The sequence below is a fragment of the Pseudoalteromonas sp. NCIMB 1079 genome (genome assembly GCF_040567695.1).
GTDB lineage: Bacteria > Pseudomonadota > Gammaproteobacteria > Enterobacterales > Alteromonadaceae > Pseudoalteromonas > Pseudoalteromonas distincta.
Map to the genome: position 1 here is coordinate 1309206 of NZ_JBEWZA010000001.1, position 16691 is coordinate 1325896.

Genomic DNA, 16691 nt, shown 5'->3' on the forward strand with positions numbered 1-16691 from the left:
ATTTTTTTTTATTATAAGTAATCCCTTTAGTTTGCTTACTTGTTGTTTAATCCCTCAAAAATAATTCCTTTTACTGTTTTTTTAATTTTTTAAAATAAATATTAGTACTGCATTTAGTTTGCCCATACAATGCGCAAAAATAGCTTGCGCATGCTTAATAAGTTCACGTTTTTTCTGCAATTTTTTATTGTTCAAGTAGACTATAAATAATGTGTGCTTTTAAATTTTAAGGTTTTAAGATGATTGAGTATCCGGTAGACCAACTTCCACAGCTCATAAATGATTTATTGCAATGCGATACAACAGAACGCAAAAATAAATTATTAGCAGATGCGCAGTTAACGCTTTCAACAGAGCACCTGTCATTACTTTTTGAGGCGATACCAAAAGAACAACGACTTGAAATTTGGCAGTTGCTTGATGAAGACACGCAACACGAAATTTTTGTTAATTTAAGTGAAGATAGTTGTTTGTGGTTGCTACAAACGCTAGAAGACACTGAGGCTTTTAAACTTCTTGATGAAGTTAATGTAGAAGAGCTACTGGAACTTGAAGAAGTTATACCAGAGCGATTTGTTGAGTATGCAAAAAAGCAACTCGATGAAGCGCAAACCAAACAATATGATTTAGCGCAGCAATACCCGCCAGAGCAATTAGGTCACTGGTTAGGTTTTGACTTTTTAAAAGTATCGGAGAAGCTAACAGCCGGTGGTGCTAAAAAATTGCTACATAAAGGTTTACCGCAATACAGTGAAGTTATTTATTTAGTAAGCCGCAAGGGTAGTTTAATAGGTGAGGTTGCGGTAAATGATTTAATAAAAGCCAGCGACACCGATAATTTAATGACATTGGCAAATCATGACTTTTCATCGCTCCATGCTGATGATGATTTATATGAAGCGGCAGAAGTGGTGATCCACAGTGAAAAAATGGCACTGCCAGTGGTTAATGCTGATAACAAATTACTTGGGCGATTAACCATTGCCTCTGCTTATGAATTACGACAAGAAATTGCTGATGAAGCAGCCGCTAAAGCCGGTGGTTTACGTGAAGACGAAGACCTGTTCGCAAGTGTGCGAAAAAGTGCTAAAAACCGTGGTATATGGTTAGGCATTAATTTAGCAACTGCCTTTTTAGCGTCGTGGTTTATCGGTTTATTTGGCGCAACGATAGAACAAGTTGTAGCATTAGCTGTATTAATGCCAGTGGTCGCTTCTATGGGGGGAATTGCAGGTAGTCAAACATTAACCGTTATTGTGCGAGGTTTAGCGCTTGGACAGGTTACAGATTCAAACCGTAATGCGTTGCTTAAAAAAGAGCTGCGTGTTGGCGCTGTAAATGGCTTGGTATGGGCGTTTGTAATCGGCCTACTTACCTTTTTATGGTTTAACGACTTAATGCTTAGTATTACGATTACGGTAGCCATATTATTGAATTTAGTGGCCGCGTCACTAGCAGGTGTTGTTATTCCGTCTATTTTAGACAAAATGAAAATTGATCCTGCGTTATCTGGTTCGGTAATTTTAACTACCGTTACCGATATTGTTGGGTTTGTTACCTTTTTAGGTTTAGGCAGTTTATTGCTTTTATAAGCCTTGTACCAATTCGCTTAATTAAGTGAATTGGTATTACTAACAGGAAAATACAATGACCTTTGAAGTCATGATCTGGTGTGCAATTGCTTTGTGTATTTCACAATCGGCAATATTTTCGGGCTTAAACTTAGCGTTTTTTTCACTAAGTAGGCTTCAGCTTGAAATGGAAAGTGCAAAAGGGAACGAGGCGGCTATAAAAGTCATGGCCCTTCGAAACGACTCTAACTTTTTATTGTCGACTATTTTGTGGGGCAACGTAGGTATTAACGTACTACTTACACTACTTTCTGATTCGGTATTAATGGGCGCAAGTTCGTTTTTATTCTCAACTATCGCAATTACTCTTATTGGTGAAATAACACCGCAGGCTTATTTTTCGCGTAATGCGTTAAAAATGGCAAGCCTACTTTCGCCGTTAATTAAGTTTTATCAGATTCTGTTTTATATAGTTGCTAAGCCAACGGCTTTAATACTCGATGCATGGTTAGGTAAAGAGGGGATTACGTACTTTGCTGAAAGCGAGCTCAGGGGTATTATTCGCAAACACATAGAGGCTGAAGAAGCTGATGTTCAACACGTTGAGGGAATAGGCGCGCTTAACTTTTTTAGCTTAGATGAAATAAGCGTAACCAAAGAGGGTGAGGTAATTGATCCAGACTCTATTATTGCTTTGCCTACTAAGCTTGATTTACCTATTTTCCCAGACCTTACATTAACAACTGATAATGAGTTTTTACGCAAACTACATAAGTCAGGTTATAACTGGGTGATCATTACCAATGAAGACGGTTGGCCTTTATTAGTGGTAGATGCTGACGGTTTTTTAAGATCAGCGTTATTTGAGCCAGATACGTTTGACCCTTATCATTATTGTCACAGGCCTATAATTGTTGCTGATGAAGCGATGCGTTTGAGTGAAGTGATTTTAAAAATACGAGCTAATCATTCTTTAGATAAATCGTTTGATGGGGCCATTGATCACGATGTGGTATTAGTGTGGAGCGATGTAAAACGCATTATTACCGGCGCTGATATATTTGGTCGGTTGCTCAAAGGTATGAGTGCACCAAAACTCGAACTGCATGAAAATACAGAGAATAAAAAGCCGCAATAAAGCGGCTTTTTTGTATTTAGTTGGATGGAGCTTTACGCCCAACCTTCGTAGCGCTTACGACGTGACAGCACTATCGTTAATATAATACCTAAAAACAGGCCTAAAAACGCAATAGCACCACCGTAAGTCAGTAGCTGGCGTTTCTCTTTTGAGCTAGCAGCTTCTTTTTGAGTGCGCTCTTGCTCTAGCGTTGTTTTAAGCTTAGTAATTTGAGCAGATAACTGCAGATTTTGATCTGTTAAAGTTTGATTTTGTTCTTGTAGCTGTGGAAGTTCTATTTGAGCTTGACGTAGCTTTTCTTGCATAGTGCTCATTTCGCTACTTAGTGTTTTGTACTGTTGGTGTAAGCCCGCTGTTTTAGTAATAAACTTAGTTTCTATCCAGCCTTCGCGGTCTTTATCATCTTTAATTTTTATAAAGCCGTTTTCTTCATTTGATAACAAGGTTAACTTTGTTCCAGCATCTACAGAGCCGAGTAGTCGATAATTTTTACTCGCCCCAGAGCGCATAAAAGTGTATAGATTATCGATAATATAAGCGGTGTTTGCATTCGTTGAATTTGCAGGTTGTGCTTCTTGTGCATAACTCATGAATGTGGTGGCTGTTAAAAGTAGCCCTAATAAACAATGTTTTAGCATTTATCTACCTTGTTGATCTAACTGCGTCCGTTATGAACGTGATTTTTATTTCACATAAGTAGTTAGATAGTATGGATTAAATAGATCAATAGCAAGACTGATATTGTAACCCAGTACGGTAACGCAGGAGTAGTTATCGAGTCCACTAGGTTACAAGCCTCACGCTATGATTAAATTGCTCCTAGATAGAACGAATTTTAATCCACAAAGGTCATCAAGCCCTAAAATAAGGTTAAAAAATTTGCATTGTTAAGGCGCTTTGTTTATTTTGAGCACTTATTTATTTTAAAGGTAATCCGCAAACCGAATGGATACTGAGATAGAACTGAAATTTTTGGTATCAGATGCCGTTATTCCACTGATCCCCTCGTTAATTACTCAATTTGCAAAAACGGTGAAGAATAAACCGTCTCGCAGCTTACAAAATGCATACTACGATACGCCAAGCAGAGAGCTTAGAGCGCTTGATATAGGCTTTAGAACGCGTTGTTCTGACAGCGAATGCGAGCAAACTATAAAGCTTGCAGGTGAAGTGGTAGGTGGTTTACACCAACGTCCAGAGTACAATTTACCAATTGAATCAAGCCGCCCTAATTTAATGGCGTTTGATGCTGATATTTGGCCTCATGGCATGCAAATAAGCGCCATCTCAAGAAACCTGTATCCAATATTTAGTACTAACTTTATTCGTCGTACTTGGTTAATTGAAACCGAAAGTGGCGCTAAAATTGAAGTCGTACTCGATAAAGGTGAAATTGCGGCTTCGGGTAAAATTGAAATTATTAGCGAGCTAGAAATTGAGCTAGTTGAGGGCAGTCGTAATGAGCTGTTTGCATTTGCAGATATACTAGTTAGCCAAAACTGCATACGCTTGGGTTTGTATTCTAAGGCCGCGCGTGGTTATCGACTTGCTGATGAAAAACCTTTAATGCCAAGCAAATCTATTGGTTTTGTACAATTACCAAAGTCGACTACTCAAGAGCGTGCTTTAGTTGAAGCCATGAACTTTGGCATTCGCTTTGTACAAAAGCACGAGCAGTGCTATTTCGATAAGCCAAGTTTAAAAACACTTAAACGCGTAACTGACGGCATCAGTTTAATCCGCCATACTTTTTGGCTATACGACGATATAGTATCTAAAGAAAGTACAGAGCACTTACGTACCGAACTTAAATGGTTATTAAGTGAATTAGCGTGGGTAGAAAACGCGATTCAATTAAAAACGTACACGTCTAAACGCCATGCTTTTTATAAAAAAATTAATGCGGCGCCAGCACTTGCTCAAGTCATTGGAGACTTAAAAGAGTTACAGCCAAGCATTGACGATATAAATGCACTGTTTCACAGCGCACGTTATAATCGTTTATTACTGTCGTTAACTACCTGGTTAATCGATAAGCAATGGCGTAAAGACTGGGGGCAAGCAGAGCTTCAAGCGGCTGAGCAAAATGTATCGTCTATTGCCAATAGGCTTTTTAATAAAGACTGGAAAAACCTGCACGAGTTGCTTCCAAAGGAGCAAACACTCGATGTCGCTTCGTATTTAAACCTGCGAACTCAGCTTGAAAATAGCCTACTGAGCGGTAACTGTTTAGGATCGTTATTTGATAAAGAAGAGCGCCTAGAGTTTAGATTGCCTTGGCTTGATATTTCTCATGGTATTTATGAATTAAGTACGCTTGAGTATTTAAAGCAATTATGTGCAGGGCAAGAAGACGAACAGCTTGCTAAAATCCAGTCATGGCTTGAACAAAAGTCTGAATATTTGGTCAGTGCCATGGAGCAAAGTCGCCTTGCTTCACTTGACATAGAACCTTACTGGCAAAAATAAATGATGCGCTTTTGTAATAAAATTCAGTTGCAAAAGTGTTTATTCGTTATTTTTTTATTAGTTAGTTTTAACACTTACGCTGAGCCCATATGGCATTTGTATAAAAACAAAAATGGCGTAAGTGTGTATTATCAAAGCCACAGTGATAATACCTTTGAAGTAAAAGCGCAGATGAGCGTGAAAGGCGTATCCACCAATGAGTTTTTAGAATTACTTAGTGATACCGATGCCGCACCCCAATGGCTCGAAAATATATCTCAGGTAAAGGTTATTAAGCACATAAGCCCACCAGAAAATTTAGTGTACAGTTATTTTAATTCCCCTTGGCCTGTTAGAGATAGAGATAGCATTACTTATTCTTGTTATTCACAGTTAACTGCAAATAAAAGCCAATTGCTTATTAGTGCTCGCCCTAATAAGCAGCCCAAAAACAATGGCGTTATAAGAATTACTACTTTAAATGCACGCTGGCTACTGAGTGAGGACAAAGGCCGCCTTGATATTGAGTACCAAGTATATGCTTTGCCTGATGGGGCAATACCTACTTGACTAAGCAATAAGGTCGGATTGAAAAGTACTTACACCACATTTATGAACTTGCATCATATGCTCACAGATAAAAAATACACTCCAAAACTACCTGTAATCAAAGCAGGTCAATGCTAAATATCGAATATATAATAATTTAATGCTGTGTTGAGTAGTCTTTAACTACGCTTAAGCAATAATGACACGCTATTATTTGGAGAATTGATGAAGTATTTAGTGGCTATATTATGTTTGATACACAGCCCATTCTTATTAGCTCAAGAATATACCTTTGGTGTAGTGCCGCAATACGAGCCGCAAAAGCTAAATACTATTTGGCAACCTTTGTTAAAGCAAGTAAGTAAGCAAACGGGAGTAACAATAAAGCTAATTACAGTTGAGTCTATTCCTGTATTTGAAAAAGCCTTTGCTAATGGTGAGTACGACTTTGCATATATGAACCCATGGCATAGTGTTGTAGCATACGAAAAACAGGGATATTTACCACTAATAAAAGATGCAGGGCGAAAGCTGCAAGGTATTTTGCTCGTAAACAAAGACAGTGATATTGATAATTTAAGCCAACTAGAGGGCGCTGAAATAGCATTCCCTGCACCTAACGCATTAGGTGCGTCATTATTAATGAGGGCTGATTTAGCATTGTTATACGGGCTAACAATAAAGCCTGTATATGTCCAAACTCATCCATCGGTATATTTAAATGTAGCACTGCACTCAACAATGGCGGGCGGTGGTGTAATGGGCACATTTAAACAACAACCAGAAAGCTTACAAAATAAACTCAAAATTCTTTATAAAACGCATGAAATTAGTCGCCACCCAATTGTCGCCCACCCAAGGGTTGATGCTGCAATACAGTTAAAAGTGCAACAAGCTATTTTAGATATAGGGCAAAGCCCAGAGCATAAACATTTGCTTGCAGGTATCCCAATTATTAAACCTAGTATTGCAGCTTTAGCTGAGTATCAGCAGTTAACTCAGTGGGGCTTACGCTCTTTTTATGTTGAAAATTAGTGGGTTTCGTATCCTAAGAGCACAAAGCTTTATTGTGGCTTGCTTATGGCCTGTCTTTTTATGTTTTACGCCTTACCGGAACAAGCGCGTTGGGTAAACGATGGCCTTTCAAAGGCCGCTCAGCGTTCTTTAGCGCAGTTATCGACTTCTATAACGACTCCGTTGTTAACTAGGCAATATGCAGAGCTATATGAAGAAATAGACAGTCAACTTCAAACTCGCCCTAATTGGAAAAGTATTAAAATTGTTGATGTTGATTCAAAAAACCAATTGTATCCGCTTGAGAATTGGGTTGGAGCAAATGAAAACGGCGACATGCTGTTATCTCAACAGGTGGTATTTTTAGACAAACCGCTGGCTAATATTAGCTTGGTTGTTAATTTTACGAATGAAATTAACGAATCTTCAAAACTTCATTACACCTTAATATATATACAATTTATTATTTTAGTTATCGTTTTTATAGGTTTAGCTTGGCTGGTGGATTACAGGGTTACATCGCCTTTGAGGACGCTAAAACTTGGGTTTTCACGTTTAGCCAAAGGCGACTTTGATTGCCATATAGATAAACAACAAAATGAAGTGGGCAGTGTAATAAATGCATTTAATAATATGGTTGATGAGGTTGCGAATAACCATCAAAAATTAAATGCATTACGCATTCAAGCTGAGTCTGCAAGTAAAGCAAAGTCAGATTTTATGGCCAGTATGAGCCACGAATTAAGAACTCCATTAAATGCAATTTTAGGCTTAGCCCAGCTGTATGGATATGATGAGAGTGCTAATAAAGTACAAAAAGAAAACGCGAAAAGCATTTATCAAGCTGGAGAGCATTTACTATTACTCATAGACGATGTGCTTGATTTAACAGCTATTGAGTCGGGTAATATGCAGTTTAGTTTTTCTTATGTGCCTATTAAAAGCATATTAGAAGAGTCAGTAGAGCTTGTCACTGAGCTAATTAAAGGGCAATCAATAACACTGCAAACTCACGGTTTTGAGTCCTTAGAAGGATTGAGTATTTATATTGATCAGCGCTGCTTTAAACAAGTGATGCTTAACTTGCTTTCAAATGCGATTAAATATAACAAACTAAATGGCAGCATTAATATTAATTGTCGGGTGTTAAGTAATAAACAATGCGAAATAGATGTAATAGATACCGGATGCGGATTTTCTCCAGATGACATTTCTCGCCTATTTAAACCTTTTGACCGCTTAGGCGCTGAAACCAGTAAAGTAAATGGAACCGGTATTGGTTTAGTGATAACTAAGCAGCTGGTAGAGCGTATGCAAGGGTTTTTGAGCGCACAAAGCGAGCAGCACAAAGGTTCTTGTTTTACGCTAAACTTTAACAGTTTTGATCAAACTGACTTGCCAGCACAAGTGCAAGCCCCTCAAATAACACAGCAAAGCTTAAATGCGGTAACGCTTCCTACGCTTGAGGTTTTAGTGGCAGAAGATCAAGTTACAAATCAGCAAGTGTTAAAACAGCAATTAACTATGCTTGGAGTGTGCTCTACTTTTGTAAGTAACGGTGAGCAAGCTTGGGAGGCTATACAAAATAAACGCTTTGATATTTTACTAACCGACATTCAAATGCCCTTACTCGATGGGTTAGGGTTAGCCAAAAAAATACGAGAAAACACTCATTTTGATGAACTGATTATAATTGCAATTACGGCCAACATTACCAAAAACAACATAGATAATTGCTATAGTTGTGGAATGAATGGCTTTTTAACAAAGCCTATTGAGCTTGTTAAATTAAAGTCGTTATTGATGGAGCATTCTCAAACTATGGTCAATACACGTTCAGAAAAATCAGATGGTGAAAATATAGCTTCAGATAGTTTTGATCAATTAGATATTACGCTACTAAAAGCAATGCTTGGTGATGATCCTAGCGTACATTGCATGGTATTTAATGCGTTTTTAAAAACAGCAGGGGAGCAAATTAAATTAGCTAACGCGTATGCTAAGAGTAAAAACTATGTTGATTTAGCTTTTCAGGCTCATGCATTAAAGTCGTCTTCAAAGTCTGTGGGGGCTATTGAGTTGGCAAATATATGCCAGCAGATAGAAACACAGGCAGAAAACGAAACAGTCAAAAATGAATATATACAGCAGCTGGAAGAGCGCTTTAACGCTGTAGTCACACAACTTAAAAGCTATTGTTTACGATATGAAAAACGCACATAAAAAATGGCTCTTTAAGAGCCATTTTTTGTTTTAGGTATTTTAGTATTTAGCCGCTTGCCCTTTTTTGGGTAAAGCGTGCTGTATAAAGTCACGTAAATCGTTATTAGAGCTTTCTAAATCAGCGTGGCGAAGGTACATCATGTGTCCGCTTCTGTAGCCTTTAAAGCTCAAACGGTCTTTCATTTTACCGCTTGGGTCTAATTGCCATAACGTATATTTAGCGTCAAAGTAATTGGTTGCGCCATCAAAGTATCCTGATTGGATCATCACGTTTAAGTAAGGGTTTTGCGCCATTGCTAAACGTAGATTTTCGCCTGTATTATTACCGGTTCTATCCCATGGATGGACATTACCAAATAAGTTATATTTTACATCAGTTTTATAGTTTAACTCTTCACGTAAGTAGTGATTAATTGCAGGAGTGAAAGAGTGTAACCAAGAGGTAAGTTCAGCCCAGTAGTCTGGGGATTCACCTGCGCCTCGTTTATCTATTCCTAAATAACGAGAATCTAAGCGACCCACTGTTTGACCACGTTCACGTAGTAACTCTTTCCAGAAAAACTGAGTTGGAATATCTAAGTTATTTTGCTCAACAAATTTTTCTGATAAGCCAGCGTAGTGCGCCATTTTTGTAATTATGCGTCGCTTTTCATCAGCATTAATAAAGCCACCCTTAGCAAGCGCTGGGATTAACTCGTTTACAGTAAATTCTTCAACTTCAGGTAATAATTCATCTAGATCTTTAACTTGTAAATCGGCTTTAAGTGCTTTGTGATACCAAGCAGTCGCTGCAAAGTAAGGTAGGCGGTTAGCGGCTTTAATCGGACCGTCGCGCTTGATACCAATATCGGTAGGTGATACGAGAACAACACCGTTTATGTACATCCACTGACTGTTTTGAAGCTCATGAGCGAGTCCAGATACACGTGTTGTACCGTAGCTTTCACCAATTAAAAATTTAGGCGAGCGCCAGCGCTGGGCTCTATTTACAAAAGTATTTAACCACTCAGCAAGGTATTTAATATCGGCATTAACACCAAAAAATAGCTCTTTTTGTTTTGCTTTAGAAGGCAGTTCGCCTTTTTCGTTTTCAAGTACGCGTGAGTAGCCAGTATTTACCGGGTTTACGTAAACAATATCGGCAATATCAAGTACAGAATATGGATTGTCTTTTACGCCATAAGGTTGAATTGGATAGCCTTCGTCATCAATTTTTAATACGCGAGGGCCAGTATAAGCAAGATGCATCCATACAGAAGCCGAACCCGGCCCGCCATTAAATGAAATAAGTAATGGGCGAGCTGTCCTGTCGTCAACTTTGTCACGTGTGTAGTAGGTGTATTGTAGTGTAGCAACCGCGTCGCCTTTATCATCCCATACAGGTTGTGTGCCTGTAGCTACGGTATAACTAAAACGCTGGCCATTAATTTTAGCCTTATGTTGGGTAACTACTTTGCTGTCTACATCAATACGACGTTGGTTATCGGCAAGCGTGCTTGTACTAATTATTAATGCAATAACTGTTATCGGTAAACTGATAATACGACTAAGCTTCATTAGGTGTCCTTATTATTGTTGATACATCATTAAAGATAAAAATGAGTTAAATAACAAAAGTATTGAGACTAGTGGCCGATAATACTGGTTAAGTAAGGTATTAATACATTGAAAGACGCGTATTAATCGCTTTTATAGTTATTTTGGATTTACTTTCTTTATTTAGTTAATTGCAAAATTCAGGTATATTGCGGCCTACTTGTATTGATTTTTTATACAGGCTATCACCAAAAAAAAATCTAACGGATTACGCTTTCAAGCACATAAGTGCACTCTACACCGGATGTTTATGACTAATGCTATTGCAGTAATAGCGTTGTATTTGTCGTTTTGTGGTAAAACTAATTAAAGGTAAAGAGAAGCTTTATGCAAAGAGTATTAGTGGTTGAAGACAGTAAAGTAGTGCAGCAGGTACTTCGCCACTTAACTGCACAATACCTTGATGTGGCAATCGATTTTGCTTGGTCTTTAGCTGAATGTGCCACTTACGTAGAAAGATACGACTACACGCTTGCGTTAGTTGATTTAACCTTGCCAGATGCTCCTCACGGTGAAGTCGCAAAATATACTTTATCTAAAAAGATTCCTACGGTTGTTTTAACCTCAAAAATAGATGAGTACAAGCGCCAACAAATGCTTGAATTAGGTGTCGTTGATTATGTTATTAAAGATAATCGCGACTCTTACCATTACGCCGTTAAACTCGTTGCGCAATTGCTAAGAAACCAAGGTTGTAAAGCATTAGTAGCAGATGATTCATTACTGAGCCGCTCGTTAATGAAGCAAATGCTTGAAAAGCAATTGTTTGATGTGACAGATGCCCACGATGGACAACAAGCACTCGAAATATTAAAAGCTAATCCTGATATAAAGCTACTTATGACCGACTACGCTATGCCTTCTATGGATGGCTTTGAACTTGTTAAAGCGGTACGTAACTTTAGAGGCCGAGACGACTTAGCAATTATTGGCTTGTCGGGCGCGGGGAAACATGGCCTATCAGCGCGATTTATTAAATATGGCGCCAATGATTTTTTAACAAAGCCATTTATGAATGAGGAGTTTCATTGTCGAGTACTTCAAACAATGGAGCAACTATCGTTAATTTCAGATATTAAAGAAAGCGCGCATAGGGATCATTTAACAGGGCTTCATAATCGACGCTATTTTTATCAATATGCAGAAAAGCTCCTTAAAAGTAAAAACCAGAAAAATACTCTCGCATTGTTAGATATCGATTTTTTCAAAAATATTAACGATACATTAGGCCATGAGGGTGGCGATCAGGCTTTAAAGCAGGTTGGTTCATTAATCCGTACTACGTTTTCAAAGTTTACAGTTGCACGGGTTGGTGGAGAAGAGTTTGCCATAATATTACCTGAGATAGAGCTTGCACGTGGTCGTGAATACTTTGAAGCATTTAGAAAAAAGCTGGCTAGTTACGATTTTTCTATCAGCGATAAATCAATTAAAATTACTACAAGTATAGGCTTGGCAGACTTTCAAGACACTAGCTTGACGCAGGCAATGCGTGTTGCTGACAAAGCATTATACGAAGCTAAAAACCAAGGTAGAAACTGCGTGGTATAACTCTGTTATATAAAGCTAAGCATGCAATTAATATATTGCACGCACCAATGTAGATAACTTGTTAAATTAACGCACCTAATTGGTGCGTTTTTTTTGTTATTTAGTTTCTGTTTTTCACTAACTTATTGTTTTAAAAAATATAAAAATAGTGGCACAAAGGTTGGATTGTTTAACCCAACAGGATAACAATAAAGAGTCCGAGGGGGCCGCTATGAAAATGATTAGTGCAATCATAAAACCATTTAAATTAGACGACGTGCGTGAAGCACTCGCTGATTTAGGAATTGAGGGGATGACAGTAGTTGATGTTAAAGGTTTTGGACGTCAACGAGGTCATACTGAGTTATATCGTGGTGCAGAATACCAAGTAGATTTTATTCCTAAGATCAAACTTGAAATTGCAACTCGTACTGAAAATTGTCAACGCGTTGTTGAAGCTATTACTAAAATTGCATCAACAGGTAAAATCGGTGACGGGAAAATTTTCGTGTACGACTTAGATCAAATTGTTCGTATCCGTACTGGCGAACTTGACGAAGAAGCAATTTAAGGGGGTCTCATGGAAAATACAATAATAGAACTAAAGTTTTCACTCGATACCTTCTATTTTTTAATATCAGGTATATTAGTAATGTGGATGGCAGCAGGTTTTGCCATGTTAGAAGCGGGCTTAGTTCGCTCTAAAAACACAGCTGAAATTTTAACTAAAAATGTCGCGCTGTATTCAATTGCATGTACGATGTTTTTATTAGTTGGCTACAACATTATGTATGTAGACAATGCCGAAGGTGGTTTTATTCCTTCAATAGGCGCTTTAATTGGCACACAAGCTGCTGATGCTGATCATTCTTTAGAATCTGACTTTTTCTTCCAAGTAGTATTTGTTGCAACGGCTATGTCGATTGTATCGGGTGCAGTTGCTGAGCGTATGAAGCTATGGGCTTTCCTTGGCTTTGCTGTAGTACTAACTGGTTTTATTTACCCTATTGAAGGTTACTGGACGTGGGGTGGTGGTTTCTTATCTGAAATGGGCTTTGTAGATTTTGCAGGTTCTGCAATTGTACATGGCGCAGGTGCAGCTGCTGCACTGGCGGGTGTATTAATCTTAGGTGCTCGTAAAGGTAAATATGGTAAGAACGGTGAAATATACCCAATTCCAGGTTCAAACTTACCACTTGCTACACTAGGTACATTTATTTTATGGATGGGTTGGTTTGGCTTTAACGGTGGTTCTCAATTACTACTTTCGGATAAAGAAAACGCAACTGCGGTAGGTCAAATATTACTTAATACTAATGCAGCTGCTGCAATGGGTGCCATTGCTGCACTGTTTGTATGTAAGATACTTTGGGGCAAATCAGATTTAACCATGGTATTAAACGGTGCATTAGCAGGTTTAGTTGTAATTACTGCTGACCCACTTTCACCTTCTCCATTAATGGCATGTTTACTTGGTCTACTTGGTGGTGCACTTGTTATATTTAGTATCATAGCACTTGATAAAGTTAAGATTGACGATCCAGTGGGTGCTATCTCTGTTCATGGTACGTGTGGCGCATTAGGTATTATGTTAGTACCGCTAACCAATGGTGACGCAAGCTTTGTTAATCAGTTAACGGGTCTAGTATGTATTCTTGCCTTTGTATTTGTAGCATCATTTATTGTTTGGACTGTGCTTAACAAAACAATGGGTATACGAGTAACTGAAGAGGAAGAACTAAACGGTATGGATCAACACGATTGTGGTATTGAAGCCTACCCAGAGTTTGTTTCTGTTCGAAATAGCTAATAGTTTATTTAAATAATAGTGTGTTTACACAAAGCCCTACTTCGGTAGGGCTTTTTTTGTTTCAGGGGGGGTTAACTTTTCGGATGTTAGGATATGCCCAATATGCTAAGCTCACACTCGTGAATAACCCTTGGAATAAATTACACTTAAATGGCCGACAATAAAAAAACACCTACCAGCAAACCTGCAGCTAAACGTGCTAGTAAATCGTCAAGCACGACAAAAAAAAGCACATCAAAGGGCAGTAAAAAAACAGTGAAGCCCACTGTTAAACGCTCTTTTATGAGAAAAACATGGTCAGTGTTTTGGAAATTCAGCTTGGCTGTTTTTATTGCAATGGCAATGTATTTCATTTATTTAGATTCAAAAACTACACGTATATTTGAAGGTAATAAATGGCAACTTCCAGCGCAAGTGTATGCTCGTTCTATGGAGTTCTATCCGGGGCAATTTTTATCAAGCCAAGAAGTTGTGTTTGAGTTAGAGCGTCTACATTATTCATCTGTTAATAGATTAAGCAGAACAGGGCAGTTTGTTAAAACAGCAGATAGCATCAAGATTTATCGCCGTGATTTTGAATTTTATGATGGCCTTGAAGAATCACATATTATTGAACTTCGTTTTGCAGGGCAAAAAGTTGCGACTATTAAAGATAAGTTCGGCAGGCGTTTAAACTCTGCTCGCCTAGAACCTGTGCAAATAGCGCGAATTGGCAACGACTCTAAACAAGATAGAGAATTTGTACCGCTAGATAAGTTCCCAGCCATGCTTAAAGATACGCTACTGGTGGTTGAAGACCGTGATTTTTATGATCACCATGGTGTGTCGGTGTTTTCTATTTTACGTGCGCTTTATTCAAATATTAAAGCGGGACGCACCGTTCAAGGTGGCAGTACGCTTACTCAGCAATTAGCTAAAAATATTTACCTCACGCGTGAGCGTTCTTTAGTACGAAAAATAAATGAGGCCTTTATTGCCCTTATTTTAGATTATCGCTATTCAAAAGATCAGATATTAGAAGCATACTTAAATGAGGTATACCTAGGGCAATCATACAACCAAGGCATCCATGGTATGGGGCTTGCCTCTGACTTTTACTTTTCAAAGCCTGTAGACGAGCTTGAGTACGATCAAATTGCTCTGCTGGTGGCAATGGTTAAAGGCCCATCTTATTACAACCCACGTCGTTATAAAGAGCGCACAATGGAGCGCAGGGACTTAGTGCTACGTCTAATGGTCGAAAATAAGTTACTTAGCACAAAAGAGTACCGTGCATCGCTTAATCGCCCAATTGATATTGCGCCAATGAAAGCCAGTTTACAAAAATCATACCCAGGCTATTTAGAGCTAGTAAACAGAGAGTTAAATGAATTATTACCTGATCAGCAAACACTTGATGCAGGCGTAAGAGTATTTACTTATTTTGACTTGCAAAAGCAAACAGCAATGGAAGAGTCGATTGAAAAGAGTTTACCGTACTTGGAAAATCGCCCTAGAACTGAAAAACTAGAAGCAGCCATGATCTCTGTTAATGTAGAAAAAGGCGGTGTTTCTGCACTTATTGCTGGTCGCGATGTTCGATATTCAGGATTTAACCGTGTTTTAGACACAAAACGTAATATAGGCTCGCTTGTAAAACCTGCCGTGTATTTAACCGCACTGCAATTGCCACATTATAATTTAGCTACTTTGCTTGATGACTCGCCAGTACAGGTCACAAATGAGCAAGGTAAAGTGTGGCAACCAGAAAATTTTGACCACCAATACCGTGGTGCAATTCCACTTTATAAAGCATTTAGTAACAGTATAAATATCCCAGCGGTTAATTTAGGCCTCGATGTAGGTGTTGATAAAGTAGTAAATACATTGAAAGGTTTAGGCGCAACAGGGGCGATAGACGAATACCCATCGCTGCTTTTAGGGGCTGTTGAAATGTCGAGTTTTGAAGTGGCTCAGCTTTATACAACAATTGCTGCAGATGGCGAATATAAAAAGCTCACTGCAATTTCGGCATTAACTGACTCTGTTGGTAAAGTACTTTATAAGCATAAAGTAAATGCAGAGCCTCGTTTTGATAAATCTGCAATGTATATGACCAAATACGCGATGAAACGCGTAACGAAAGATGGCACTGCTAAACGCTTAAATTTACACTTTCCGTCAATCCAGCTCGCTGGTAAAACAGGGACCAGCAACGATTTACGTGATAGTTGGTTTGCAGGCTTTGATCAAAATACAGTGACTGTTGCGTGGCTTGGTCGAGATGACAACAAAAGTACGGGGTTAACAGGTAGCGTAGGCGCATTAGAAGCATATATTCGTTACTTAAAGCCACTTAACCCACAAGCAATAGCTGATACTCGTCCGCCATCAATACGCTGGGCATTTGTAAATGAGCAAACGGGTAAGCAGGCACCACCAGGATGTGGCAAGGTGATTCAGCTACCGCTTAGAGCGAGTGAGTTCGAGCCTAGGCCGCAATGCATACGTTAATAAAACAGAGCCCTTAATAATAAAACCGCTAACTCAGCGGTTTTATTATATTTAGCTTAACTATCTAGCAGTTCGAATCAGCAATTAAATAAATTTTAATTGGTTTTATTACCATGTTTTTTAGAAATTATTTAAAAATTAGTGAGTATAACTAAAATAAAAATAGCATTATTCGAGATTAAAAAAAACTTTTGTAAATAACTTGTTAGTGTTGCGTTTATTTAAATTATTGCTGGTTGGTATTCTATTTTTGTATCTTTAAATTAACATTTCAAGTTTTATATTATACAAATAAGCACGCTTAAATCATTTTAAGCTT

Annotated in this window: 12 protein-coding genes; 10 read left to right on the top strand and 2 right to left on the bottom strand. The window is 38.3% G+C overall.

All coding sequences use genetic code 11. The features are described from left to right. Window positions 1-239: 239 nt before the first annotated feature. Together ABX891_RS06045 and ABX891_RS06050 are read left to right on the top strand one after the other, a co-directional pair. Window positions 240-1592, top strand: a complete 1353-nt coding sequence (locus ABX891_RS06045; RefSeq protein WP_007584828.1) for a magnesium transporter — start codon at window positions 240-242, stop codon at window positions 1590-1592. 55 nt (window positions 1593-1647) lie between these two features. Further along, window positions 1648-2709 carry a DUF21 domain-containing protein gene (locus ABX891_RS06050; protein ID WP_354629104.1) on the top strand — a complete coding sequence of 354 codons (1062 nt, stop codon included), beginning with the start codon at window positions 1648-1650 and terminating at the stop codon, window positions 2707-2709. Between the two features lie 32 nt (window positions 2710-2741). Here ABX891_RS06050 and ABX891_RS06055 read toward each other — a convergent pair whose 3' ends face one another. Continuing rightward, the gene (locus ABX891_RS06055; protein ID WP_002958928.1) at window positions 2742-3347 is read right to left on the bottom strand and encodes a TIGR04211 family SH3 domain-containing protein; all 606 of its coding nucleotides are present in this window, start codon (window positions 3345-3347) and stop codon (window positions 2742-2744) included. A 307-nt stretch (window positions 3348-3654) separates the two neighbouring features. Here ABX891_RS06055 and ABX891_RS06060 point away from each other — a divergent pair, with 307 nt between their 5' ends. The 4 genes from ABX891_RS06060 (at window position 3655) to ABX891_RS06075 (ending at window position 8943) form a co-directional block, all read left to right on the top strand. Continuing rightward, entirely contained in the window at window positions 3655-5178 is a 1524-nt protein-coding gene (locus ABX891_RS06060; RefSeq protein WP_354629105.1) for a CYTH and CHAD domain-containing protein, read from the top strand. Window positions 5179-5181: 3 nt separating this feature from the next. Further along, window positions 5182-5727: an START domain-containing protein gene (locus ABX891_RS06065; protein WP_354630113.1), complete on the top strand. Its 546-nt coding sequence runs from the start codon at window positions 5182-5184 to the stop codon at window positions 5725-5727. Window positions 5728-5931: 204 nt separating this feature from the next. Then, window positions 5932-6741, top strand: a complete 810-nt coding sequence (locus tag ABX891_RS06070) for a phosphate/phosphite/phosphonate ABC transporter substrate-binding protein (protein ID WP_354629106.1) — start codon at window positions 5932-5934, stop codon at window positions 6739-6741. Window positions 6742-6786: 45 nt separating this feature from the next. After that, a complete protein-coding gene (locus ABX891_RS06075; RefSeq protein ID WP_354629107.1) occupies window positions 6787-8943 on the top strand; it encodes an ATP-binding protein in 2157 nt (718 codons plus the stop codon). A 39-nt stretch (window positions 8944-8982) separates the two neighbouring features. Here ABX891_RS06075 and ABX891_RS06080 read toward each other — a convergent pair whose 3' ends face one another. Next, on the bottom strand, window positions 8983-10500 hold the full coding sequence (locus ABX891_RS06080; protein WP_354629108.1) for a S10 family peptidase: 1518 nt from the start codon (window positions 10498-10500) through the stop codon (window positions 8983-8985). 366 nt (window positions 10501-10866) lie between these two features. Here ABX891_RS06080 and ABX891_RS06085 point away from each other — a divergent pair, with 366 nt between their 5' ends. The 4 genes from ABX891_RS06085 (at window position 10867) to mrcB (ending at window position 16372) form a co-directional block, all read left to right on the top strand. Next, window positions 10867-12090, top strand: a complete 1224-nt coding sequence (locus ABX891_RS06085) for a diguanylate cyclase domain-containing protein (protein WP_354629109.1) — start codon at window positions 10867-10869, stop codon at window positions 12088-12090. A gap of 211 nt (window positions 12091-12301) precedes the next feature. Next, a complete protein-coding gene (locus ABX891_RS06090; protein ID WP_004587162.1) occupies window positions 12302-12640 on the top strand; it encodes a P-II family nitrogen regulator in 339 nt (112 codons plus the stop codon). A 9-nt stretch (window positions 12641-12649) separates the two neighbouring features. Next, complete coding sequence (locus ABX891_RS06095) at window positions 12650-13879, top strand: ammonium transporter AmtB (protein WP_354629110.1); 1230 nt, start codon at window positions 12650-12652, stop codon at window positions 13877-13879. Window positions 13880-14029: 150 nt separating this feature from the next. After that, a complete protein-coding gene (gene mrcB / locus ABX891_RS06100) occupies window positions 14030-16372 on the top strand; it encodes a penicillin-binding protein 1B (RefSeq protein WP_039486782.1) in 2343 nt (780 codons plus the stop codon). The last annotated feature ends 319 nt before the right edge of the window (window positions 16373-16691 follow it).

Excerpts from the sequence above, each read along its gene's own strand:
- ABX891_RS06055 (WP_002958928.1), bottom strand. The coding sequence starts at position 3,347 with ATGCTAAAACATTGTTTATTAGGGCTACTTTTAACAGCCACCACATTC.
- ABX891_RS06075 (WP_354629107.1), top strand. The coding sequence starts at position 6,787 with ATGGCCTGTCTTTTTATGTTTTACGCCTTACCGGAACAAGCGCGTTGG.
- ABX891_RS06095 (WP_354629110.1), top strand. The coding sequence starts at position 12,650 with ATGGAAAATACAATAATAGAACTAAAGTTTTCACTCGATACCTTCTAT.
- ABX891_RS06080 (WP_354629108.1), bottom strand. The coding sequence starts at position 10,500 with ATGAAGCTTAGTCGTATTATCAGTTTACCGATAACAGTTATTGCATTA.
- ABX891_RS06085 (WP_354629109.1), top strand. The coding sequence starts at position 10,867 with ATGCAAAGAGTATTAGTGGTTGAAGACAGTAAAGTAGTGCAGCAGGTA.
- ABX891_RS06090 (WP_004587162.1), top strand. The coding sequence starts at position 12,302 with ATGAAAATGATTAGTGCAATCATAAAACCATTTAAATTAGACGACGTG.
- mrcB (WP_039486782.1), top strand. The coding sequence starts at position 14,030 with ATGGCCGACAATAAAAAAACACCTACCAGCAAACCTGCAGCTAAACGT.
- ABX891_RS06070 (WP_354629106.1), top strand. The coding sequence starts at position 5,932 with ATGAAGTATTTAGTGGCTATATTATGTTTGATACACAGCCCATTCTTA.
- ABX891_RS06065 (WP_354630113.1), top strand. The coding sequence starts at position 5,182 with ATGCGCTTTTGTAATAAAATTCAGTTGCAAAAGTGTTTATTCGTTATT.
- ABX891_RS06045 (WP_007584828.1), top strand. The coding sequence starts at position 240 with ATGATTGAGTATCCGGTAGACCAACTTCCACAGCTCATAAATGATTTA.
- ABX891_RS06060 (WP_354629105.1), top strand. The coding sequence starts at position 3,655 with ATGGATACTGAGATAGAACTGAAATTTTTGGTATCAGATGCCGTTATT.
- ABX891_RS06050 (WP_354629104.1), top strand. The coding sequence starts at position 1,648 with ATGACCTTTGAAGTCATGATCTGGTGTGCAATTGCTTTGTGTATTTCA.